The sequence below is a fragment of the Streptomyces luteolus genome, from assembly GCF_029968015.1.
In the GTDB taxonomy this organism is placed as follows: Bacteria; Actinomycetota; Actinomycetes; order Streptomycetales; family Streptomycetaceae; genus Streptomyces; species Streptomyces luteolus.
The window spans coordinates 23360-47010 of sequence record NZ_JASCIS010000027.1 but is presented as its reverse complement, the minus strand read 5'-3'; the positions used below and the strand labels follow the sequence as shown (position 1 = coordinate 47010).

Here is a 23651-nt window from a genome sequence, read left to right as displayed (position 1 = left end):
GCGCTCCGGTGTCCCGCTGCGAAAGGCCCCTCATCGTGCGATCAGCGCAGCCACGTCTCAGCGTCGTCGTGCCCATCTACAACGTCGAGGACTATCTGGAGGAGTGCCTGCGCTCCGTCGCGCGGCAGACCCTCGCGCCCGAGCACGGCATCGAGGTCGTCCTCGTCGACGACGGCTCCACCGACGGCAGCACCCGCATCGCCCGCGCCTTCGCGGCCGACGACCCGCGCTTCCGGTATGTCCACCAGGAGAACGCCGGCCTCAGCGCCGCCCGCAACACCGGCGTACGGCACACCTCGCCGGACTCCACGTATCTGACCTTCGTCGACAGCGACGACATCGTGCCGCACGACGCGTACGCACGGATGCTCGCCAGCCTCGACGACACGGGCTCCGACTTCGCCACCGGGAACGTGTGGCGCCTGGGCGAGCGCGGCCGCCAGCAGGCCTGGCAGTACAAGTGGCTCACCAGGGCCGCCCGCCGCACCCACATCACGCGCCATCCCGCCCTGCTCTCCGACCGGGTCGCCTGGAACAAGGTGTTCCGCAAGGACTTCTGGCTCCGCCACGCCTTCACGTTCCCCGAGGGCAAGCTCTACGAGGACACCCCGGTGATGATCCCGGCGCACTTCCTCGCCTCCTCCGTGGACGTGCTGCGCGAGCACGTCTACTACTGGCGCGTCCGGGAGGGCTCGATCACCCGGCGGCGCAGCGACGTCAAGGGCGTCACCGACCGCATCGCCGCCTGCCGAGGCGTCAGCGCCTTCCTCGCCGAGCGCTTCCCCGAGCAGAAGCGCACGTACGACGTGTCCTGTCTGCGCGACGACTTCGTGTACTTCCTGGACGGGCTGCCGATGGGCGGGCCGGAGTACCGCTCCGCCTTCCTCGATGGCACGGGCGCCTTTCTGGACGAGGCCGACCCGTCCGTGATCGCGGACCTGCCGGTCGAGCTGCGCGTCAAGTGGCAGCTGGTGCGCGAGCGGCGCCTCGACGACCTGATCGGCCTGTGGGAGTGCGAGCAGCACAGCGGGACCGCCTTCCACGTCCGCGGCCGCCTGCGCCGCACCGCCGCCCACCCCACCCCGGCCGGCCCGCCGCTCGCCGTCGACTCCTCCCTCACCCGCCTGAAGCGGCGCGAACTGCCGGTCGTGGCACGGGTGTCGGAGACCTCCTTCGACGCTCAGGGGCGGCTGCGGATCAGCGGGTACGCGTACGTACGGAACCTGGAGGCGGCCCGCCGGGGCCAGACGGTCAAGGCCGGGCTGCTCAAGTCCTCGCGGCACAAGGGCAGGCTGCGCACGGTCCCGACCCGGACCGTCGCCGCCCCGCAGGCCACCGCGGACTCCGGGCAGCGGCTGCACGACTACGACCTCTCCGGGTTCGAGATGACCCTCGACCCGAAGAAGCTGAAGATCAGGGGCCGTTGGCGGCCGGGGAACTGGCAGCTCGGCATCGTCGTCGCCGGTCACGGGCAGCTCCGCCGCGCCGCCGTACGCGCCGTCGACGGCCCGGCCGCGCAGTCCGTGGTGCGCGACCTCGGCGACGGCACCCGGCTCGTCCTCGCCTTCAGCAACGGCCGGCTCGTCCTCAAGGTGCAGACGTACGCGGCCCGGATCGAGCAGCACGCGCGCGTGGGTGAGGACGTGCTGCTCACCGGGCGGCTGTACGGCGGGCTCCGGCCGACCGGCCTGCACCTCAAGCACAAGCACTCCGACACCGAGATCACCTGCCCGGTCACCGTCGACGGCACCGGCTTCACCGCGCGCGTGCCGCTGCCCGAACTGGAGGCCGTACCGCCCGCCCCGCACCTCGCGCCCCGCGAGGTCGAACCGCGGCCCGGCGACCGCTGGCAGGCCAACCTGGTGCTCGCCGACGGCTCCCTGAAGTCGGTCGCCGCGGTCACCGACCTGCCGCCCGGCCGGTACGCGACGGGCGCGGGCCGCGAGCTGTGCACGACCGCCAACGACACCGGGCAGCTGGTGGTCGAGCTGACCCGGCAGCCGATCGCGGACGCCGTGCGCTGGCGGGCCGACGGTGTCCTGGAGGTCGAGGGCAGCCTGGCGGCGGCGAGTTGGGGCGAGACGGAACTGGTGCTGCGGCACAGCGCGCGCGGCGACGAGGTCACCGTGCCCGTCGAGCGCACCGACGACCGCTTCCGCGCCGCCTTCCCGCCCGCCTCGGTGCACGGCGGGCTGCCGCTGCGCGAGGGCCGCTGGTACGCGTTCCTGCGGGAGACCGCGCCGGGTCCCGACGTGGGCGAGGTGCACGCGCGCGACGGCATGCCGGTGCGGCTGCTCACCTCGCTCTGCGCCGAACTCCCCCGCAAGCAGAGCGTCGACGGCCGCGAGTACGCCGCCGACCGGCGCTTCGGCGACCGGCTCCTGATCGAATCGGGCCCGGTCCTTCCCCCGGCCGAGCGGGGCGCGTACCGGCGCGAGCGGCTGCGTACCGAGCACTACGCACAGCAGCGTGAACTCCCGCTCCGGGAGGCGGTGCTGTGGTTCGACGGCGGCTCACCGCGGGCCGTCCACGAGGAGCTGGTGCGGCGCGGCGTGGAGATCGACCACCTGTGGGTCACGGACGACGGCCGGACCCGCGTACCACCTAACGCGCGCGGCGTGGAGCGGCACAGCGCCGAGTGGTACGAGGCGCTGGCCCGCTGCCGCCGCATCGTCACCGGGGACCACCTGCCCGACTGGTTCGAGCGCCGGGACGGCCAGACCGTCGTGCAGACCTGGCACGGCTCCCCGCTCAAGCGCATCGGCACCGACCTCACCGACACGCTCTACGCCGACCACGGCCACCTCGACGCGCTACCGCGCCTGTCCGCCCAGTGGAGCGTCCTGGTCACCCCGAACCGGTACGCCATCCCGCACATGACCCGCGCGCTGCACTACGAGGGCGAGATCCTGCAGGCCGGATCGCCCCGCAACGACCTGTTCTTCGCCGAGGACCGCGAGAAGGTCGCCGACCGCGTCCGCGCCGAACTCGGCCTCGACGAGGACCGCCGCATCGTCCTGTACGCCCCCACGTACCGCGACCACCTCGCCCGCGCGCGCGGCCGCTTCCGCTACGAACCCGCCCTGGACGCGGCCGAGTTGGAGCGTTCCCTGGGCGCAGACCACACCCTCCTCGTCCGCCGCCACCCGCTCGCCTCCGGCCGTCTCACCGGCGCCCGCGCCCCCTTCGTACGGGACGTGAGCTACCATCCGCAGCCCGCCGAGCTGCTCCTGGTCGCGGACGTCCTGGTGACCGACTACTCGGCCCTGATGTTCGACTTCGCGCACACCGGGCGGCCGATGCTGTTCCTCACCCCGGACCTGGAGCACTACCGGGACACCCTGCGCGGCTTCTACGTCGACCTGGAGCGCCGCGCGCCCGGCCCGCTCCTTCGCACCACCGCCGAACTCGCCGCGGCCCTCGGCGACTTGGACGCGGTCGCGGACCGGTACGCGGACGCGTACGCCACGTTCCGGCAGGCGTACTGCGACCTCGACGACGGCCGGGCGGCGGGCCGGGTCGCGGACAGGCTCCTGCGGTGAGCACGACCGCCCCGGCCCCCGCGCGTACCGAAAACCGTCACTACGCGCGCGTGGTGCGGGGCGCGACGGCTGTGTTCGGCGGCCGCCGCTCCCTGCGCCCGAGCCCCTACCTGGTCTACGGCACCCTCTTCTGGGTCCTTGTCTCGGCGGCCGCCTGGCGGGTGCCGATCTGCTGCGACTTCGGCCAGCACGCGGCCGTCGTCGAGCGCCTCAAGACCGACCTCCTCGACCCGGCCCACCCCACCTCGGCACTGCCGGGCGACGGCAGCGCGTACTACTCGCCGTACGCCGTCGTCCAGGGCGCGTTCGCGCAGCTCACCGGGCTCGCGGGCTGGCAGGTCGTCAAGCTCAGCGGCGCGGTCAACCTGGTCGTCCTGCTGACCGGCCTGAACCGCGCCGTCAAAACCCTCACCACGCGCGCGTGGGCGCCCGTTCTCGCCCTCGTCCTCATGGTGCTGCTGTGGGGCACGCGGATGGCCTGGTGGTCCGGGTACCTGGGCCTGATGTCGCTGACGGGGCACCTGCCCTTCCCGTCGACGTTCGGGATCGGGCTCGCCTTCTGGGCCTGGGCGCTGACGGCCCGCCTGGCGCGCTCGGGCGGTTCCCCTCGGGCGTACGCGGGACTGGGCGCGCTGTGCGGCCTCGTGCTGCTCGTGCACCCGATCTCGGCGGTGGCGGCGCTGATCGGCGTGCTCGCCTTCGTCGTCGGCGGGCGGCGTGACTGGCACGCGCGCGTGGTGGGGTGTTGGGCGCTCGCCGGTGCGGTGGCGATTCTGGTCGCGCTGGTGTGGCCGTACTACAGCGTGTTCTCACTCGTCGGCGACCAGAGTGTGGACGGCATCCACGAGCAGCTCTACTCCGAGATGGAGGCCCGCTTCTGGCTGGCCCTGATCGGCCTCCCGGCGCTCTGGCTCCGGTGGCAGCGGAACCGCCGCGACCCACTGGCCCTGATGTTCGCGGCGGAGGTCCTGGTCATCGCGTACGGCTGGTTCAGCGGCCACTACACGTACGGCCGGATCCTCGGACTCACCCTGGTCCCGCTGCAGTTCGCGCTCGCCGTGGAGCTCGCCGAGCCCCGCCCGTGGCCCGCGAGCCGCCGCTTCCTCGCCCAGGCGGCGGCGGTCGGCACGGCGCTCGGCTTCCTCGTCCACGGCGGTGCGGTGGTGCCCCGCTCGGTCGACCCGATCGGCTTCGACCAGCCGCCGCGCTGGCCGCAGTACGCGTGGGCGGCGCGGCGGATCGCCCCCGGCGAGGTCGTCCTCACCGACGGCTACCGCCCGTCCCGCTCACTGCCCGGCTACGGCCCCAACCTGGTCGCCCCCGCCTGGCCGGACGCGTCCCTCCCGGAACCGGAACGGGCACGGCGCCAGGACGCCGTACACCGCTACCTCGCCGAAGACTCGACCCCGGCCGAACGCGCCGCGATCGTCCGCGAGTACGACGTCCGCTGGCTCCTCCTCTCCCCCGACCAGAACGCACCGAGGGAGGCGGTGGTGGTGGCTTGGGGGCCGGAGACGGGGGAGGTACTGGCACGTGTGCCTGGCGATCCCAGCCCGGGCAAATCCAGCCCGGCCCGGGGAAAATCCAGCCCGTCCGGCGCTTGAGGACGAGGCCGGAGGCCGACAATCCAGCCCGTCCGGCGCTTGAGGACGAGGCCGGAGGCCGACAATCCAGCCCGTCCGGCGCTTGAGGACGAGGCCGGAGGCCGATGGGGGTCTGGGGCGCAGCCCCAGGGACCGAGCCCCGGACCACGGCAACCTACTCGGCGGGCGGCCACCCCACCGGCTTATCCGGCGGCCGCCGGAGGTAGTGCCGCAGCACCCCGCCGCGCGTCTGGTACTCGTCCCGCAACAGGAACTCCTCGTTCACGACGGTGAGTTTCGCCCGCTCGGTCGCGCTCTTCGGGTTCCACTCCGCACTCGCCGCGTACGGCTCCGCGAGCAGCCACACATGCTCCAGGTCCGCGAGCCGCCGCCGCAGTTCCGCCGGGCCCGTCTCCTCGCCGTACAGCGTCCCCGACGCGGCGGCGGTCCGCGCGAGGGCGATGTCGTTGGTGTTCTGGAACTCGCGCGGGTAGGCGAGCGCGGTGCGCCGCCCGACGGACGGGAGGTAGAGCATCGCGTCGCCCGGACCGATGCGCTCCGCCACGAGCTGGGCGACCGCCGCGGGATCGTCGGGCCGCTGCTCCGTCGTACGGTCGCCTTGGTGCAGCGGCAGCTGCCAGCAGAACGCGAGGCCGACGACGGCCGCCCCGAAGACCGCGCCGCCCGAGCGGCGACCGGGCCGGGAGCGCATCATCCGTACGCCGCGCGCGATCCGCTCGGCACCGGCGGCGGCGCACAGCGGCGCACCGGCGAGGGCGAAGAACAGGTAGCGGTCGTGGTGCAGCGGCGTGTACTGCGAGGCCGCGAGGAGCACCAGCGGCGGCAGCACCATCATCGGCATGGCGACCGCGTTGAGCGAGAGCCGGCCGGTGCGCTCCAGGGGCGAGTTGAGGGAGACGCAGGCGAGCAGCAGGGCCGCGGTGAGCACGAGTTCGGTCGGCCCGGCGAAGGCCTTGAGGAGGGAGGCGGAGCTGCCCTCCTCGGAACCCGCGAGCCAGGCCGTGTGCTCGCTCTGGCCGAGGGTGAGCCGGGCGAGCGGCAGCAGCACGGTGAGCGCGGCGCAGCCGCAGACGGCCCAGTTGCGCCAGGCCTGCCGGTCGAGCCGCTTCCAGGAGAGCAGCAGCGTGACGGCGTGCGCGAGCAGGATCAGTGCGGCGAGCTGGTGCAGCAGGACGGTCGCGGTGACGACGGACCCGTACAGGCACCAGTCCTTGACCCGGCCCTGCCGCACGGCCCGGACGAGGAGCAGCGTGGCGCCGGTGACTCCGGCGGCGACGAGCGCGTAACTGCGACCCTCCTGGGCGTAGTACCCGGTGAGCGGGGTCGCCGCGTAGAGGAGTCCGGCCCAGAGGCCGACGCGGGGGCGGGCGAGGCGGACGCCGAGTGCGGCGACGAGGGCGGCGGTGGCGGCGCCGGCGAGCACCGACGGCAGCCGCAGGGCGACTTCGCCGGGGTGCACGGCGAGCACGGCGTGCATCAGGAGGTAGTAGAGGCCGTGGACGGCGTCGGCGCTGCCGAGCAGCCGCACGATCTCGGGGAGCGAGCGGGTGGCCACCTGGTGGGTGACCCCTTCGTCGCGCCACATGGATTCGCGGTCCAGGCCCCAGAGGCCGAGGACGAGCATGGCGGAGGCGGGAACGAGCACGGCCGTGGCGGCCGGCCTGGCGGTGAGTGCAGCCCATGCGGTGCGGACGTGGCCCGGCGCGGCGGCCGTGGCGGACGGTCCGGCAGCGAGGGCCGCACGAAGAGTCGTGACGTGCATGCGCCACAGTTTGTGCTATTAACTCACCGTTCCTGTGGATTGACAGCGCCTCAGATGGTTTGTGCGACCTACGCTGCCCTCGATGACCACAACACTCCAGCCGCCGCCCGCCACACCCCCGGCCGCCCGCCGCGCCCCCGTCCGCGCCCTGCCAGGGGCTGTCTCTTCGATCTTTGCGGGCCCGCGACGCCTGGCACGGCACCTCGCCGCACGCCCGCATCACCCAAGTACGTCCAGTACGAGGGCGATCCGGGCGCACGCCGATGCACCGCGCCAGACGCCGCGGGCTGATCCGCAAAGATCGAAGAGACACCCCCTGGCCCTGGTCACGGCCTGGGCGGCGACGCGTGCCGTGATGCTGGTCCTGCTCGCCCGGGACGGCCGCCACCCGCTCGGCGTCGGCGGCGTCGCCCGCGAGGTGCACGAGCTGTACTTCCACTGGTTCGGCGTACTGGCCGAGGGCGGATTCCCGCTCGACGACCCGCTCTGGCAGTACCCACCGGCCGCGGGCCCGGTGCTGCTCTCCCCCGCGCTGCTCCCCGGGCTGAGCTACTTCCAGGGCTTCGTGGCCCTGGCGCTGCTCGCGGACGCCGCGGTAGCCGTCGCGCTCGCCCGCGCGGGGCGCCGTCCGGGGCGCAGTCTCGCCGGGGCCGCGCTCTGGGTGGGCGGTCTGCCGCTGCTCCTGCACATCCCGCTCGCCCGGTACGACGTTCAGGTCACCGCGCTCGCCGTGCTCGCCCTGCTGTGCGTGGCGCGCAGACCTCGTGCGGCCGGTGTGCTCGCCGCGCTCGGGGCCCTCGTGAAGGTCTGGCCCGCGCTCGCGCTCCTCGGCACCCCGCGCGGGCGCAGCACGCGCGCGTCGTGGGGCTCCGCCCTCGCCGCCGCCGCGGCACTGCTCGTCGTCCTTGCGGCCGCCTTCGAGAACCCTTTCGCGTTCCTGCGTCAACAGGGCGGCCGGGGCGTGCAGATCGAGTCGGTCGGCGGCACGGCACTCGCGTTCGCGCGGCTCGCGGGACAGCCGCTGCACGTCGAGTACCGCTTCGGCGCGGTGGAGTTCACCGGTCCGTACGTCACGGCCGTCGCCCACGCCTCGCTGTTCGCGACGGTGCTCGGCGGCGCGGCACTGGTGCTCTGGCGGCTGCGGGCGCGGCGCTGGACGGAGGCCACGCCCTTCGACGCGGCGCTCTGCGGGGTGCTCGTCCTCACCGTCACGAGCCGGGTGATCAGCCCGCAGTACCTCATCTGGCTGCTAGGCCTCGCCGCGGTCTGCCTCAGCTCCCGCGCGACGAGCCAGCGCCCGGCCGCGGCCCTGGTCACGGCCGCCGCGGCGGTCAGCACGCTCGGCTATCCGCTGCTGTACGAGGACGTCATGGCCTCCACCTGGACCGGCACACTCGTCCTGTTCGTACGGAACGTCCTGCTCGTCGCGGCCGTCTTGCTGTCCTGGCGGGGGCTCTGGCGTTCCACGGTCTCCGCCCGCCCTCCACTCGGGCCCACCGCTTCCACCAAACCCCCCCAGTCGGACAATTCCTCGTAAGGGCTAAAATTCCGACGTATGAACAGCGCTCCGTCTCAGCAGGCCCAGGTATGCGTCGTCGTCATCGGATTCAACGACGCGGCCCATGTGGCGGACGCGGTGCGCTCGGCGCTCGGCCAGGGCACCGCGGTCCGCGAGGTCATAGCCGTCGACGACTGCTCCACCGACGAGAGCCCGGAACTCCTCGGCCGCCTCGCCGCCGAGGACCCGCGCCTGCGGCTGGTCCTGCGCAGCGCCAACAGCGGCGGCTGCGGCACCCCGCGCAACGACGGCATCGACGCCTGCACCTCGCCGTACGTGATGTTCCTCGACAGCGACGACATCCTGCCGCCCGGCGCGGTCGACACCCTGCTCACCGCCGCCACCGAGCACGGCACCCAGGTCGCCTCCGGCCGCTGCGTCCGCCGCGAACTGCCCTCCGGCCGCGAAGTCCCCTGGCAGCCCGAGCTGTACGACTCCCCCGCGATCATCGACCGCCCGGAGCAGCGGACCCGGCTCGTCCACGACACGCTCTGCGTCAACAAGCTCTACCGCACCGACTTCCTCCGCGAGCACGGCATCCGCTTCCCCGACGGCCGGTTCGTCTACGAGGACTTCGTGTTCACCGCACGCGTGCTCGCCGCCGCCCCACGCCTCGCGCTCGTCGCCGACACCGTCTACATCTGGCACGTCCGCCGCGCCGCCGCGAAGCTCTCCCTCTCCCTGGACCGGGCGGGCGTCGCGAACTGGCGGGCGCGCGTCGAGGCCCACCGCCAGGTCGTCGAGATCCTCCTCGACGCCGGTGAGAAGAAGCTGGTCCGCGCCGCCCGCGCCAAGTTCCTCGACCACAGCCTGCGGATGTACACCAAGGAGCTGGACCAGCGCAGCGCCGAGTACCGCCGCGCCTGGTGGGACAGCACGCGCGCGTACCTGCAGACCTTCGACGACGCCGACTTCGCGCTCGCCCCCGCCCCCGGCCGGGTCATCGGCCGCGTCGTCCTGGCCTCCCCCGAGCCCGTCGACCTGAACCGCCTCAAGCAGGTCGCGGCCGGCCCGGCCCGCCTCGTCCCGCCGTACGCACAGGCCGCCGACGGCACGCCCGTCTGGTCCGAGCAGCTGCCCCAGGTGACCCTCGACCACCTCCTGGTCCGCCCGATGCGGCTGCTCCCGCTGGCCGTCGACGCCGAACTGCGTCCACGCGCACGTGCATCCGCACTCCGGCTGCGCCTGCACGAGCTGTACGGCAGGGTGGGCGCGGCCGAGCCGACCACCGTCGACGTCGAGCTGCGCCACCGCGACAGCGGCCGCTGCGGACTCCGTCGCACGGCGGCCTGGTCCCCGGAGTCCGACGGGGCCCGCTGGACCGCGCTGCTCCTGGTCGACCTGGCCGCGCTCGACACCGGGGTGTGGGACGTGAAGGCGCGGGTGCGCTTCGCCGACGGCTCGGCGCGCGACACGACGGTGCGCGCGGTCGAGGACGCGGACGTGCTGCGGTCCACCGCCCGCCCGCACCCGCGCCGCGGCGTACTGCTCGCGCGCCCGTACGCCACCGCCTCAGGCAACCTCGCGCTACGCCTCTCGGTCGGGACGCGAAGCGCGGCGGGCATGCTGCGACGGAAGGCGGTACGGCTGCTGACCTCGGTCAGACTCAGCCCGTCCGGCGTCAAATCAGCCCCTCCGGCGGACAAATCAGCCCCTCCGGCGGGCAAACCCAGCCCCTCCGGCGTTTGAGGAGCGGGGGTCCGGGGGCGGAGCCCCCGCAGCCGACGGCAGTCTTTCGGGAAGGGGCGGGGAGGGGATCAAAAATGAGCCCGTCCGGCGATTGAGGACGAGCCCGAAGGGCGATCGACGGCGCCCGAGTCGACAGCACGGGACGGACCACCGGACCACCGGAACCCCGGCCAACCCCAGCACGTTACCGTCACACCACCACAAACATCGCACGCGGAACAGGATGACCATGACCTGGCTGATCACCGGCGGAGCCGGCTACATCGGGGCGCACGTCGTCCGCGCCATGACCGAGGCGGGCGAGCGGGCGGCCGTCCTGGACGACCTGTCCACCGGATTCGCCGAGCGCGTCCCCGAGGGAGTGCCGCTCGTCCAGGGCTCCACCCTCGACCGGCCGCTGCTCGACCGCGTCATCGCGGACCACGGCATCACCGGCGTCGTCCACCTCGCGGCGAAGAAGCAGGTCGGCGAGTCCGTGGAGCAGCCGCTGCGCTACTACCACGAGAACGTCGAGGGCCTGCGCACCCTCCTCGAAGCGGTCGTCGACGGAGGCGTGCCCAGCTTCGTCCTCTCCTCCTCCGCCGCCGTCTACGGCATGCCTGACGTCGACCTCGTCACCGAGGAGACCCCCTGCACGCCGATGAATCCGTACGGCGAGACGAAGCTCGCGGGCGAGTGGCTGGTCCGCGCGGTCGGCCGGGCGCACGGCCTGTCGACGGCCTGCCTGCGGTACTTCAACGTGGCGGGCGCCGCGGCCCCCGAGCTCGCCGACACCGGCGTGTTCAACATCGTCCCGATGGTCTTCGAGCGCCTCACCGCGGGCGAGCCCCCGCGCATCTTCGGCGCCGACTACGACACCCCGGACGGCACCTGCGTCCGTGACTACATCCACGTGGCCGACCTCGCCGACGCCCACGTGGCCGCCGCCCGCAAGCTGGCCGCGGCGCCCGGCTCCGACCTGACGGTCAACATCGGCCGCGGCGAAGGCGTTTCGGTGCGCGAGCTGATCGACCTGATCAACGACGTGACGGGGTACGGCATCGCCCCGCAGGTCGACCCGCGCCGCCCCGGCGACCCGGCGCGCGTCGTCGCCTCGGCCGAGCGGATCTCCGCGGAGCTCGGCTGGAAGTCCCGGCACGACGTACGCGCGATGATCACGTCGGCGTGGGCGGGCTGGGTGCTCCAGCACCCGGAGGCCGCGCGCGGCTGACGCGACCGGAACCGACCCGCGTTCGGGCCGTACGCAGGGGGCGCCAGGTCACAGGACCGGCGCCCCCTTTCCCGTATCCCTACTCCCGTATCCCTACTCCCGTATCCCTACTCCCGTATCCCCACCCCCGTATCCCCACCCCCGTATCCCCACTCCCGTACCCCTACTTCCTCACAGCGCCCGCAGCCCCGCGGCCGTGGCCGACGCCAGCCTGCCCAGGTAGCCCTTCGGCAGGTCGGTCCGCACGACGACCGAGCGCCAGTAGAGCGGGCCCGAGACCAGGTCGAGGGCGAGGTCCTCGTCGATGCGGGCGCGTAGTTCGCCGCGGGCGACGGCGGCCTGCACGATGCCGCTGGCCACGCTGTGCTGTCCTTCACGCAAAGCTTTCTGCAGGGCCTCGGCGATCTCCGGGTTGCGGGCCGCCTCCGCCTGGAGGTCCGGGATGATCTGCCCGGCCACCGGGTGCTTCAGGGCACGCGACGTGACCTCGTAGAGCAGCCGCAGATCGCCTTCGAGGCTGCCCGTGTCCGGCGCCGGGAGGCCCTGCACCGCCACCGCCGAGACCAGGTCGAGGACCAGGTGCAGCTTGGACTTCCAGCGGCGGTAGACCGCCGTCTTGCCGACGCCCGCGCGGCGCGCGATGCCCTCGATCGACATCCGTGCGTAGCCGACGGCGGCGAGCTCCTCGAAGACCGCGGCGCGAATGGCCTCGGTCACATCCTCACGGAGTACGGCGGCGCCCGCGGGGGCTCTGCGGCGGGTACCACCGGGGCTTTCAGTCATGGGACCAGCATAGGACGGGACGACGAAACGGTTGCGTTCCGACGTAGCGGCGCTCTACTCTCGACGCGACGACGATACGGGTCCGTCCCGACGTTGGTCCCGACGTAAGGAGCCGGTCGGCAGTGAGTCAGACGCTGGACACCCCCCAGACACCCGCGCCCGTGGAGACACCCGAGCAGGCCCCCCTCGACGCCGCAGCGCTCGCCGCTCTGCACGGGCTCTCGGTCAGCAACGCGCGCCCCTCCCTGCCCCAGTACGTACGGCAGTTGTGGGCCAGGCGGCACTTCATCACCGCCTTCGCGACCGCCAAGCTCACCGCGCAGTACAGCCAGGCGAAGCTCGGCCAGGTCTGGCAGGTGATGACGCCGCTCCTGAACGCCGCCGTCTACTACTTGATCTTCGGGCTGCTGCTCGGCACCAGCAAGGACATCGACGACTTCGTGCCGTTCCTGGTCACCGGCGTCTTCGTGTTCACGTTCACGCAGAGCTCGGTGATGGCCGGCACCCGCGCGATCTCCGGCAACCTCGGCCTGGTGCGCGCCCTGCACTTCCCCCGCGCGTCCCTGCCGATCTCGCTCTGTCTGCAGCAACTCCAGCAACTGCTGTTCTCGATGGCCGCCCTCGCCGTGATCCTCCTGTGCTTCGGGGTGCCGCCCGCCTGGTCCTGGTTCCTCGTGGTCCCGGCCCTGGCGCTGCAGTTCGCGTTCAACACCGGGCTCGCGCTCGTCATGGCGCGGCTCGGCAGCCGGACACCCGACCTCGCCCAGCTGATGCCCTTCGTGATGCGCACATGGATGTACGGCTCCGGCGTGATGTTCAGCATCAAGAAGGTGCTCCCCGAACAGGGCGTGCCGGAGTTCGCGAAGGTCCTGCTCGAATGCAACCCGGCGGCCGTCTACATCGACCTGGTGCGGTACGCCCTGATCGACAGCTTCGACGCGGGCCAACTCCCGTACGACATCGGGGCGATGTGGGCGCTGGCGCTCGGCTGGGCCGTGGTCCTCTGCGTCGGCGGGTTCATCTACTTCTGGAAGGCAGAGGAGACGTACGGCCGTGGCTGACACCCTCATCGAGCCCGCACCCCGGGCCACCGCGGAGACCGAGCCCGCACCCCGGGCCACCACGGAGACCGAGCCCGCACCCCGGGCCACCGCGGAGACCGAGACCGCCCCCCCTGGGCAGGAGACCCGCCAGGAGACCCGCCAAGAGCACCGCACGCCCACCGTCATCGCGGACGGCGTCGACATCGTCTACCGCGTCACCGGCACCGGAGCCGGCCGCGGCAGCGCGACCGCCGCGCTCAACCGCATCGTCCGGCGCGAGAAGCACGGCAAGGGCGGGGTGCGCGAGGTGCACGCCGTCAAGGGCGTCTCGTTCACCGCGTACGAGGGCGAGGCCATCGGGCTCATCGGCACCAACGGCTCGGGCAAGTCCACGCTGCTCAGGGCCGTCGCGGGCCTCCTCCCGACGGAGAACGGCCGGATCTACACCCACGGCCAGCCCTCGCTGCTCGGCGTCAACGCGGCCCTGATGAGCGATCTGACCGGCGAGCGGAACGTCATGCTCGGCGGCCTCGCCATGGGAATGTCGCGCGAGCAGATCCGCGAACGGTACGACGGGATCGTGGAGTTCTCCGGCATCAACGAGAAGGGCGACTTCATCACCCTGCCCATGCGGACGTATTCGTCCGGCATGGCGGCCCGCCTCCGCTTCTCCATCGCCGCCGCCAAGGACCACGACGTCCTGCTCATCGACGAGGCCCTCGCCACCGGCGACCGCAAGTTCCAGAAGCGCTCCGAGGCCCGCATCCGCGAACTCCGCGCCACCGCCGGCACGGTCTTCCTCGTCAGCCACAACAACAAGTCCATCCGCGACACCTGCGACCGCGTCCTGTGGCTGGAGCGCGGCGAACTCCGCATGGACGGCCCGACGGCCGAAGTCCTGGGGGAGTACGAGAAGTTCACGGGTGCCGGGAAGTAGATCCCCGGCACCCGGTCTCCACAGCCGGTCTCCACAGACGGAACTCAGCGCTCCAGGAACGCGAACAGTTCCTCCCAGCGGCGCACGATCTCGGCCGTCGTGTACCGCTGGATGTTCTGCCGTGCCAGCTCGCCCATCTTGTCCCGCAGCTCCTTGTCGGACATCAACGTGTCCAGTCGGCGGGCCAGTTCACCGGTGTTGCCGAGCCCGGCGAGCAGCCCGTCCTCGCCGTCCTGGACGATCTCGTGCACGCCCGGCGCGCAGTCGAACGCGGCGCACGGCACCGCGGCCGCCATCGCCTCCATCAGCGCGAGGGGGAAGCCCTCCCCGCGCGAGGACTGCACGAACACCGAGCCGCCGCGCAGCGCCCCCGGCACATCACCGGTCCGGCCCATCCACTCCACCGAGCCGTCAAGCCCCAGGTCGGTGCACTGCTGCTTGAGCTGCTCCTCGTCCTCGCCGGAGCCGTAGATCCGCAAGCGCCAGTCCGGGTGCAGCGGCGCGACCTCCGCCCAGGTGTCCAGGAGCATGTCGATGCCCTTCTGGTCGTGCAGCCGGCCGATGCTGGTGACGACCTTCCCGGTGCGCGGCGAGGGCACCTCGGGCATGAAGGGCAGCGGGTTCGGCATGTACGACGCGTTGTCCATGCCGCCCTTGCGGATCCACAGGTCGGCGTCCTCCCGGGTGAGCGCGAGCATCCGGTCCACGTCCTTGTAGAACTTCCGCACCCGCCCGTAGCGCGAGCAGGCACGCGTGTACGCGTACGACTCGTGGCTCATGCCGATCACCGTCAGGCCCGTGGTGTCGGCGAGCGTCACCCACTCCATCGCCCACACCTGCGTGACGATCACGACGGCGCCGGGCCGCGCCCGCCGGAACAGCGCGGTCAGCTTCGCCGCCTGCTCGTGCATGCCCGCCGTGCGCGCGGCCCGCAGCCGTCGCTCGGCGATGTTGAGCCGCCCCTTGATCCCGCGGGCCGGGCCGACGCGCGGCGGGTGCTCGTCGTAGAGCGTCGTCGTCGGGTACGGCAGGTCCGTGCCGATGTCCTGCGGCTCGGCGGGCTCGGTGATGCCGATGACATGCACGCGGTGGCCGCTCTCGGTGAAGAGGCGGGCCATCTGGTGCGACCAACTCGTGACTCCGCCCAGCTCGTTGACGCTGTTGCTGACGAAGAAGACGTCCCGCTGGGGGAAGGACTGCGGGGACTGGGTGGACTGGGCGGTCTGGGTGGACTGGGTGGACTGGGCGGTCTGGGTGGTCTGGGTGGTCTGGGTGCTCATGCCCGGCTCCAGTGGGAGAAGAACTGCTCGACGATGCTGCGGGCGGCGGTCCCCTTGTCGTACTCGCCGAACTCGGCCACGAACCGCTCGCGCTCCGGCTGGTACTTGGCCTCGTCCTCGGTCAGCGACTCCAGCGCGCCGTACAGCTCGTCCTCGCTCCGCACGACCGGGCCCGGCGCGCGTTCGAGCAGGTCGAAGTAGGTGCCTCGGCCCTCGTGCACGTACTCCTCGTAGTCGTACGCGAAGAACAGCATCGGGCGGTCCAGGAGGGCGTAGTCGAACATCACCGAGGAGTAGTCGGTGATCAGCGCGTCGGACAGCTCCATCAGCGGGTTGACGTCGTGCCGGGCGGAGACGTCGACGACGGTGCCGCGCACGGACGGCGGGAGCACCACGTGGTTGAGGTAGTGCGAGCGCACCAGCAGCACGTACCGGTCGCCGAGTTGCTCCGCGAACCGCTCCACGTCGAAGGGCAGCTCGAAACGCCGGCTCCGGCCGCCCTGCTTGCGGAACGTGGGGGCGTAGAGGAGGACCTGCTTGTCCTCGGGGATGCCGAGCTCGGCGGCGAGCGGCCCACGGGTGCGGCGCCCCTCGGCGGCCTCGCGCTCCCTGGCGTGCACCAGTGCGTCATTACGCGGATAGCCGACACGCAGCAGTGTCCTCTCCTGCAGCCGGAACGCCTTGGCGAGGGTGCGCACATCGTGCTCGGAGCGGATCAGGAACCGGTCGAAGCGGTTCAGGACCCGCTGCTGCTCCTCCTGCCGCGGCTGCGACCTGAGCTTCCAGGCCGGCTCGTCGAAGCCCATCCGCTTGAGCGCGGAGCCGTGCCAGGTCTGGATGTAGGTGGTCTCGGGCCGCTTGGTCAGCTTCAGCGGATAGCTCTGGTTGTCCACCCAGAACTCCGCCTGCGCCAGAGCCTTGAGGTAGGGCAGCGACCAGCGGCGTGCGAGGGTGGCGTCGGCGGGGAAGCCCTCCGGAGATCCCGCGTACGACCAGACCGCCTCGAACTCCAGGCCCTGGCGGCGCATCTCCTCGTAGATGGCCTTCGGGCTGTCGCTGTACTGCTTGCCGAGCTGGCTCTCGAAGACGACCAGGCCCTTCTTCACGGGCAGCCGGCTGAACACCTCGTCGTACACGCGGAGTTTGGTCTCGCCCGAGGTGAGGTTCTTGCGGATCTCCTTGGCCCTGCGGAACCCGCTCTTGGCGAGCTTGCCGGGGCGCCCCCGCACGCCGCGTACGACGAGTTCGCGCACCCGGTCCTTGTCCTCGACGCGGTCGCGCGTGACCAGACGGAAGCAGAGGTGGCCGCGCTGCGACACCTCGGGCTCCACATGGTCGGCGACAAGCCGGGTCAGCCGGGGCCGCACCGGAAGCAGTCCCTGGGCCGGTTCGGGCTCGCTCGCGGTGAGCCGGGTCGTGGTCCGCACCCCGTCCACGTCCAGCTTGAGCCGTACGTCCCACACCTCGTCCACGATGCCCAGCGGGCGCAGCCTCCCGGCGAGGTCGGCCTCGGCCTCCCAGCTCACGAAGGCGCCCTCGTGGCGCAGCTCGGCCACCGGGAAGCGGAAGCTCTGCAGGCTGCGGCGGCGGGCGCTGAACTCCAGCTCGCCGGAGAGCCGCGCGCCCTCGGGGATCACACCGAGCGGGTTGACGATCCGGCCGCCGAGGCGGACCGTGCCGCCGCGCTCCTCGTAGCCGGTGAGGGCGTTGCGCAGGAACATCCGGTCGACGGTCCTGGTGTGGTAGCCGAGGTCGGTGACGTCCAGGACGTGCCGGCCGAAGGAGTCGTCGAGGTGGTCCGCGCACCAGAAGACATGGCCGTCGCGCTCCACGAGCGGGGCGGAGATCTTGTCGCGGTTGGTGAGGGTGTCGACGGCCGGGAGCAGGTTGTCCCAGTCGTTCTCGCGCAGCAGATAGGCGCAGACGGCGTGGATCGGCTGCACCTCGTCGTACGCCTCGGGGGCGAGCGAGGTGAGGTAGTCGCGGGCGATGCCGGCGAACTCCTGGCGGTAGGAGTCGTCGCGGAACGGCAGGTCGCGCAGGTGGAGCACGAGGTCGTGCTTGAGGAACTTGACGTCCTTGGCGCGCTTCAGCTCGGTCAGGCCGCGTTCGGCGAGGAGCGCGTCGATGCGGCGGTGGATCTCCATCCGGTGCACGAAGTTGGTCATCTCGTGCCGCCGGTTGGAGATCGACTTGGCGGCCGCCTTCTCGTACACGTGCCAGAAATACACCTGGTTGGGTATGAGGCTGATGCGGCCCGCGGCGACATACGCCTCGGCGATGAACATCAGGTCCTCGTAGAACATCCCCCTGAGGAACCGGAGTTGGTTCTCCATGAGGAAGTCGCGGCGGTACATCTTGTTCGTGGAGAGCGTGTCCCACGCCAGCAGGTCCGGCAGCTCGGTGACCGACTCCAGGACCTGGGTGCGCGCGTAGAGCCAGGGGTACCACTCGTCGCGCTTCTTGCTCCGCCGGTCCAGGTGCAGGCGTACGCAGAGGCCGGAGACGATGTCGGAGCCGTCGCGCTCGGCGGCCTCCAGGAGGTTGCGGCAGGCGTTGCGTTCCAGGACGTCGTCGCTGTCGAGGAACATCACGTACCGGCCGCGGGTGTGGCCGATGCCGACGTTGCGCGGCTCGCCGCACCCGCCGCTGTTCTCCGGCAGCTGGAAGGCGCGCACCCGCTCCGGGTTCTCGGCCGCGAGCCGCCGCGCCACCTCGTACGAGCCGTCGGTGCTGCAGTCGTCGACGATCACGACCTCGACGCCGCGCAGGGTCTGGTCGAGCACGGACCGCACCGCGGCCGGGAGCCGGGCCTCATCGTTGTAGACGATCACGACGACGGAGACGTCCGCTTCGACTTCGACGTCCGGGCGGGCCTCGGTGTCGCGCTCAGCGATCAAACCCATGCGTTCCTCCAGGCAACCTGCACCGCTCGTTCAACATCCTCTCGATTGTCCGACATGCCCGGTACGCGAGCCCGCGTAGGTTGGCCCGTTCCGGCGACAGGAGTCAAATGTGCCATACCGGTGAATTGTTAGAAATTCGGGGTCCAGCGGTCTAACCGGGCAGATGGCAACGGCCGGGCACACGGGGACTCGGGGACTCGGGGACTCGGATGACGGCCGGGCACACAACAGGGCGCCCCGGCCTGAGCTTCAGGCCGGGGCGCCCTGTGTGGACTACCCGAGGTCGAGGTAGCGAGTGGTACGCGGTACGGACTCAGCCGTGCGTACGCAGCAGCGTCCTCATCGTCCGCATCGCCACGGACAGGTTGGCGAGGTCGAAGTCGTCCGAACCCTGGATCTCGTCGAGCGTCGCCTTGGCGCGGCCCAGGATCGCGGCGTTCTGCCCCTCCCAGGCCTTGTAGCGCTGCTCGGGCGTCGATGTGCCGTTGCCCACCGCGAGCACATCCGCGGTGAGGGCCGCATGCGCCGCGTACAGATCCTCACGGATCGCCGCACGCGCCATCGACTGCCAGCGGTCACTGCGCGGCAGCGCGCTGATCCGGTCCATGAGCTGGGTGATCTGCAGCCGGTCCGCGAGGTCGTAGTAGACCTCGGCGACCTCCAGCGGCGCCTTGTCCATCCGGTCCGCGATCAGCACCACGTCCAGCGTCGGGAACGCCGACGAGAACCCGGCCACGCGCTGCGCCAGCTCCTCCGGCACTCCGGCGCCGGTCAACTCCTCGAAGATCCGCTGGTACCACTCCAGGTCCGCGCCGCGCACCAGCTTCGGCAGCTCCGACCAGACCTGCGTCACGCCCTCGTGGAAGAACTCGATGGTCTCCGCCAGGTCGATCGGCTGCGGCCGGTTGTTGAGCAGCCAGCGCGTGCCGCGCTCCACCAGGCGCCGCGAGTGCAGCCTGATCCGGGTCTGCACATCCGCCGCCACGACGTTGTCCAGCGCCTCGACCGCGTCCCAGACCTCGCCGAGCCCGAAGATCGCACGGGCCGCGGTGTGGGCGCGCACCACCTCTTCGAGCGAGGCACCGGTCTCCTCGCGCATCCGGTGCAGGAAGCTCGTACCGCCCGAGTTGACCGTGTCGTTCACGAGGACCGTCGTGACGATCTCCCGGCGCAGCGCGTGCGCGTCGATCTGGTCGAGGAACCGCTCGCGCAGCGCCGTCGGGAAGTACGCGTGCAGCAGGCCCTGGAGGTACTTGTCGTCCGGCAGGTCCGTGCCGAGCAGCGCCTCCGCGACGGTGATCTTCGTGTACGCGAGCAGCACCGCCGTCTCCGGCTGCGTCAGGCCGAGCCCGGCGTTCAGGCGCTCCCGGATCTGGCGGTCGGTGGGCATGAACTCGAGGGAGCGGTCGAGGTGGCCCTCGCGCACCAGCGTGCGCAGGAAGCGCTGCTGGGCGTGGACCATGCTCGACGACTGCGCCAGAGCGTTGGCCAGCGCCGTGTTCTGTGCGTAGTTGTTGCGCAGGACCAGGCGGCCGACCTCGTCGGTCATCTCGGCGAGCAGCTTGTTGCGCTGCTTCACCGTCATGTCGCCGTCCGCGACCACGGAGTTGAGCAGGATCTTGATGTTCACCTCGTGGTCGGAGGTGTCCACGCCCGCGCTGTTGTCGATCGCGTCCGTGTTGACCCGGCCGCCCGCACGCGCGAACTCGATCCGGCCCAGCTGCGTCAGGCCGAGGTTGCCGCCCTCGCCGACGACCTTGACCCGCAGGTCCGCTCCGTCGACCCGGATGGCGTCGTTGGCCTTGTCGCCGACGTCGCCGTTGGACTCGGCGCTCGACTTCACGTACGTACCGATGCCGCCGTTCCACAGCAGGTCGACCGGCGCCTGCAGGATCGTCTTCATCAGCTCGGCCGGGGTCATCTTGGAGATGCCCGACTCGATGCCGAGGGCCTCCCTGATGTGCGCGTTCAGCTGGATGGACTTGGCGCTGCGCGGGAAGACACCGCCGCCCGCGGAGAGCAGCTCCTTGTTGTAGTCCGCCCAGGACGAGCGCGGCAGCTCGAAGAGCCGGCGCCGCTCGGCGTACGAGGTGGCCGCGTCCGGCTTCGGGTCGATGAAGATGTGCCGGTGGTCGAAGGCGGCGACCAGGCGGATGTGCTCGGAGAGCAGCATGCCGTTGCCGAACACGTCACCGGACATGTCGCCGACGCCGACGACCGTGAAGTCCTGGTTCTGCGTGTCGTGGCCGAGCTCCCGGAAGTGCCGCTTCACGGACTCCCAGGCACCGCGCGCGGTGATGCCCATGCCCTTGTGGTCGTACCCGGCCGAACCGCCGGACGCGAAGGCGTCACCCAGCCAGAAGTTGTACGACTCCGCTACCTCGTTGGCGATGTCCGAGAAGGTCGCGGTGCCCTTGTCGGCGGCGACCACGAGGTAGGTGTCCTCGCCGTCGTGCCGGACCACGTCTTGCGGGGGCACGACCTCGCCCGCGACCATGTTGTCGGTGATGTCGAGCAGGGCCGAGATGAACGTCTTGTACGAGGCGACGCCCTCGGCGAGCCACGCGTCCCGGTCCACGCTCGGGTCGGGCAGCTGCTTGGCGACGAAGCCGCCCTTCGCGCCGACCGGCACGATGACGGTGTTCTTCACCATCTGCGCCTTCACCAGGCCGAGGATCTCCGTACGGAAGTCCTCACGCCGGTCGGACCAGCGCAGACCACCGCGCGCGACCTTGCCGAAGCGCAGGTGCACACCCTCGACACGGGGCGAGTACACCCAGATCTCGTAGGCGGGCCGCGGCTCCGGCAGGTCCGGGATCGCCTGCGGGTCCAGCTTCATGGAGACGTAGGTGTGCGGCTTGCCGCCGCCCGCCTCCTGGAAGAAGTTCGTCCGCAGGGTCGCCTTGATGACGGTGAGGAAGGACCGCAGGATCCGGTCCTCGTCGAGCGACGCGACCTGGTCGAGCGCGCCGTCCAGCTCTTCGAGGAGGCCATCGATCAGCTCGGTGCCTGCCCGCTGCCGGTCCGGCGACATCCGCGCTTCGAAGAGGCTGACGAGGAGACGCGTGGTGTGGACGTTGTTGTGGAGGGTGTCCTCCATGTAGTCCTGGCTGAACGTGGCGCCCGCCTGCCGCAGGTACTTGGCGTACGCGCGCAGCACCATCGCCTGCCGCCAGGTCAACCCGGCGCCCAGGACGAGGGAGTTGAAGCCGTCGTTCTCGGCGAGCCCGGTCCAGACGGCGGCGAAGGCCTCCTGGAAACGCTCCCGCGCGTCGTCCGCGAGGTAGTCCCCGTTCCCGGCGGCCTTGGGCATGCGCAGACCGAAGTCGTAGATCCACGCCGTCGTGCCGTCGCTGACGCGCAGCTCGTACGGGCGCTCGTCCACGACCTCGCAGCCCAGGCGCTGCAGCACGGGCAGCACCGCGGAGAGGGAGACCTGGCCGCCGGCGCGGTAGATCTTGAAGCGCCGCTCGCCGGGTCCGGCGCCCACGGGCTCGTACAGGGAGAGCGCGAAGTCCTTCGGGCTCTGGGCGAGTTGCTCGACCCGCACCAGGTCGGCGACCGCACCACGCGGCGTGTGGTCCGCCTTGTAGCCCTCCTGGAAGGCGTTGCTGTAGCGGCGCAGCAGCTCGGCGGCGCGCTCCTCGCCGCACTCGGCGGTCAGCGCCTCCGCGAAGCCGTCGGCCCAGGAACGCGCGGCCTCGACGAGGCGGGCCTCGATGCGCTCCTTGTCGGCGTCGGACAGCCGCGGCAGCTCGGTGCCCGGCGGGACGCGGACGACGAAGTGCAGCCGGGAGAGGATCGACTCGGTGTTCCAGGCGGTGAAGTCGACGCTGGTGCCGCCGAGCTCCTCCTTCAGGATGTCGATGATCCGCAGGCGCACACCCGTGGTGTAGCGGTCCCGGGGCAGGTAGACGAGCGCGGAGTAGTACCTGCCGTACTCGTCCTTGCGCAGGTACAGCCGCAGCCTGCGGCGCTCCTGCAGGTAGAGCACGGACGTGACGATGGAGCGCAGCTCGTCGACCGGGGTCTGGAAGAGCTCGTCACGCGGGTACGTCTCGAGGATCTGCAGCAGATCACGGCCGTCGTGGCTGTTGGGCGAGAATCCGGCCCGCTTGAGGACCTCGGCGACCTTGCGGCGGATCACCGGCACGCGGCGCACGGACTCGGTGTACGCGGCGCTGGAGAACAGGCCGAGGAAGCGGCGCTCACCGACGACGTTGCCCTCGGCGTCGAACTTCTTCACGCCGACGTAGTCGAGGTAGCTGGGGCGGTGGACCGTGGCCCGGCTGTTGGCCTTGGTCAGGACGAGCAGCTTGTGCTCGCGGGCCTTGGCGCGGGCGTCGGCGGGCAGCCGGTTGAAGGAGGGGCTGACCGGGTGGCCGTGCACGTCCTCGCCGCTGTGCTGCGGGTCGGAGCGCAGGATGCCGAGGCCGGTGCCGGGGACGGCGCCGAGGGAGTCGTCCTCGTTCAGCTCGTACTCGCGGTAGCCGAGGAACGTGAAGTGGTCGGCGGCGAGCCACCTGAGCAGCTCGCGGGCCTCCTCGACCTCCTGGTTCTGCAGGTCGTCCGCGGTCGGCTCGCTGGGCAGCTCGTCGGCGATGCGCAGCGCGGCGTCGCGCATCTTCTCCCAGTCCTCGACGGCCTCGCGCGCGTCGGACAGCACCCGGAGCAGGTCGTTGGTGATCTGCTTGAGGTCGGCCCGGTCGGTCTCCCGGTCCATCTCGACGTGGATCCAGGACTCGGTGAGCGTGTCGTGCGCGTCGTCGGGCGCCCCGGCCGGGAGCACCTCGACGAGCTTGCCGGTGAGGTCCCGGCGCACGACGACCTGCGGGTGGATCACGACGTGGATGCCGCGGCCCTGGCGGGAGAGCTCATTGGTGACCGAGTCGACCAGGAACGGCATGTCGTCCGTGACGACCTCGACGACGGAGTGCGAGCACGTCCAGCCGTTCTCCTCGACCGTGGGCGTGTGCACCCGGACGCTGGCCGTGCCCTGCGGACGCTCCTCCGCGAGGCGGTAGTGCGAGAACGCTGCACCGAAGATGTCGACCGGGTCGCGGTCCGCCAGGTCTTCCGGTGCGGTGTGCAGGTAGTAGCGCTGGAGGTACGAGAGCACTGTGTCCTCGTCCGGACGGTCTCCCGTATTGGCACCCGTCGGAAGTTGCCCCCCGACCGGGCTGTTCTCAGCTACCCGGGCAGCCCGTGTGAGCAGCTCGGCCTTTGCTTCGTCCAGCTTGGTCTGCATGTCCTCTGGCTCCTGTCGCGCGCCGTTGCGTGACGTTGAAGGAAGTGATTTTTACGCCGGTGTGGCGAGCAAGCGCACTACGTGGAGAC

12 protein-coding genes are annotated in these 23651 nt (G+C 71.4%); 7 read left to right on the top strand and 5 right to left on the bottom strand.

The window, feature by feature from the left end; all coding sequences use genetic code 11:
• Window positions 1-68: 68 nt before the first annotated feature.
• Together QIT00_RS24630 and QIT00_RS24625 are read left to right on the top strand one after the other, a co-directional pair.
• Window positions 69-3542 (top strand): bifunctional glycosyltransferase/CDP-glycerol:glycerophosphate glycerophosphotransferase, encoded by a 3474-nt coding sequence (locus tag QIT00_RS24630; protein WP_282537563.1) that lies wholly within the window; start codon window positions 69-71, stop codon window positions 3540-3542.
• Window positions 3539-5146 (top strand): hypothetical protein, encoded by a 1608-nt coding sequence (locus QIT00_RS24625; protein ID WP_282537562.1) that lies wholly within the window; start codon window positions 3539-3541, stop codon window positions 5144-5146. The genes QIT00_RS24630 and QIT00_RS24625 overlap by 4 nt, the downstream gene beginning before the upstream one ends.
• 154 nt (window positions 5147-5300) lie before the next feature.
• On the opposite strand, the gene QIT00_RS24620 is transcribed toward QIT00_RS24625, so the two are convergent.
• Window positions 5301-6908, bottom strand: a complete 1608-nt coding sequence (locus tag QIT00_RS24620) for a glycosyltransferase family 39 protein (RefSeq protein ID WP_282537561.1) — start codon at window positions 6906-6908, stop codon at window positions 5301-5303.
• Window positions 6909-7263: 355 nt separating this feature from the next.
• Here QIT00_RS24620 and QIT00_RS24615 point away from each other — a divergent pair, with 355 nt between their 5' ends.
• The 3 genes from QIT00_RS24615 (at window position 7264) to galE (ending at window position 11365) form a co-directional block, all read left to right on the top strand.
• Entirely contained in the window at window positions 7264-8445 is a 1182-nt protein-coding gene (locus QIT00_RS24615) for a glycosyltransferase 87 family protein (RefSeq protein ID WP_282537608.1), read from the top strand.
• A gap of 18 nt (window positions 8446-8463) precedes the next feature.
• Window positions 8464-10155 (top strand): glycosyltransferase family 2 protein, encoded by a 1692-nt coding sequence (locus QIT00_RS24610; RefSeq protein ID WP_282537560.1) that lies wholly within the window; start codon window positions 8464-8466, stop codon window positions 10153-10155.
• 229 nt (window positions 10156-10384) lie between these two features.
• A complete protein-coding gene (galE, locus tag QIT00_RS24605; RefSeq protein WP_282537559.1) occupies window positions 10385-11365 on the top strand; it encodes a UDP-glucose 4-epimerase GalE in 981 nt (326 codons plus the stop codon).
• 171 nt (window positions 11366-11536) lie between these two features.
• Here the strand turns inward: galE and QIT00_RS24600 are convergent, their stop codons facing one another.
• Entirely contained in the window at window positions 11537-12148 is a 612-nt protein-coding gene (locus QIT00_RS24600) for a TetR/AcrR family transcriptional regulator (protein WP_282537558.1), read from the bottom strand.
• A gap of 122 nt (window positions 12149-12270) precedes the next feature.
• Here QIT00_RS24600 and QIT00_RS24595 point away from each other — a divergent pair, with 122 nt between their 5' ends.
• Window positions 12271-13209, top strand: a complete 939-nt coding sequence (locus QIT00_RS24595) for an ABC transporter permease (protein WP_282537557.1) — start codon at window positions 12271-12273, stop codon at window positions 13207-13209.
• Between the two features lie 166 nt (window positions 13210-13375).
• On the top strand, window positions 13376-14128 hold the full coding sequence (locus tag QIT00_RS24590) for an ABC transporter ATP-binding protein (protein WP_282537607.1): 753 nt from the start codon (window positions 13376-13378) through the stop codon (window positions 14126-14128).
• 44 nt (window positions 14129-14172) lie between these two features.
• Here QIT00_RS24590 and QIT00_RS24585 read toward each other — a convergent pair whose 3' ends face one another.
• The 3 genes from QIT00_RS24585 to QIT00_RS24575 form a co-directional block, all read right to left on the bottom strand.
• Complete coding sequence (locus QIT00_RS24585) at window positions 14173-15408, bottom strand: glycosyltransferase (protein WP_282537556.1); 1236 nt, start codon at window positions 15406-15408, stop codon at window positions 14173-14175.
• Entirely contained in the window at window positions 15405-18314 is a 2910-nt protein-coding gene (locus QIT00_RS24580) for a bifunctional glycosyltransferase/CDP-glycerol:glycerophosphate glycerophosphotransferase (protein ID WP_282537555.1), read from the bottom strand. The genes QIT00_RS24585 and QIT00_RS24580 overlap by 4 nt, the downstream gene beginning before the upstream one ends.
• A gap of 313 nt (window positions 18315-18627) precedes the next feature.
• Entirely contained in the window at window positions 18628-23562 is a 4935-nt protein-coding gene (locus QIT00_RS24575) for an NAD-glutamate dehydrogenase (protein ID WP_282537554.1), read from the bottom strand.
• Window positions 23563-23651 lie beyond the last annotated feature (89 nt).

Coding starts and splice junctions, on each gene's coding strand:
- galE (WP_282537559.1), top strand. CDS start 10,385: ATGACCTGGCTGATCACCGGCGGAGCCGGCTACATCGGGGCGCACGTC.
- QIT00_RS24580 (WP_282537555.1), bottom strand. CDS start 18,314: ATGGGTTTGATCGCTGAGCGCGACACCGAGGCCCGCCCGGACGTCGAA.
- QIT00_RS24585 (WP_282537556.1), bottom strand. CDS start 15,408: ATGAGCACCCAGACCACCCAGACCACCCAGACCGCCCAGTCCACCCAG.
- QIT00_RS24620 (WP_282537561.1), bottom strand. CDS start 6,908: ATGCACGTCACGACTCTTCGTGCGGCCCTCGCTGCCGGACCGTCCGCC.
- QIT00_RS24610 (WP_282537560.1), top strand. CDS start 8,464: ATGAACAGCGCTCCGTCTCAGCAGGCCCAGGTATGCGTCGTCGTCATC.
- QIT00_RS24575 (WP_282537554.1), bottom strand. CDS start 23,562: ATGCAGACCAAGCTGGACGAAGCAAAGGCCGAGCTGCTCACACGGGCT.
- QIT00_RS24600 (WP_282537558.1), bottom strand. CDS start 12,148: ATGACTGAAAGCCCCGGTGGTACCCGCCGCAGAGCCCCCGCGGGCGCC.
- QIT00_RS24615 (WP_282537608.1), top strand. CDS start 7,264: ATGCTGGTCCTGCTCGCCCGGGACGGCCGCCACCCGCTCGGCGTCGGC.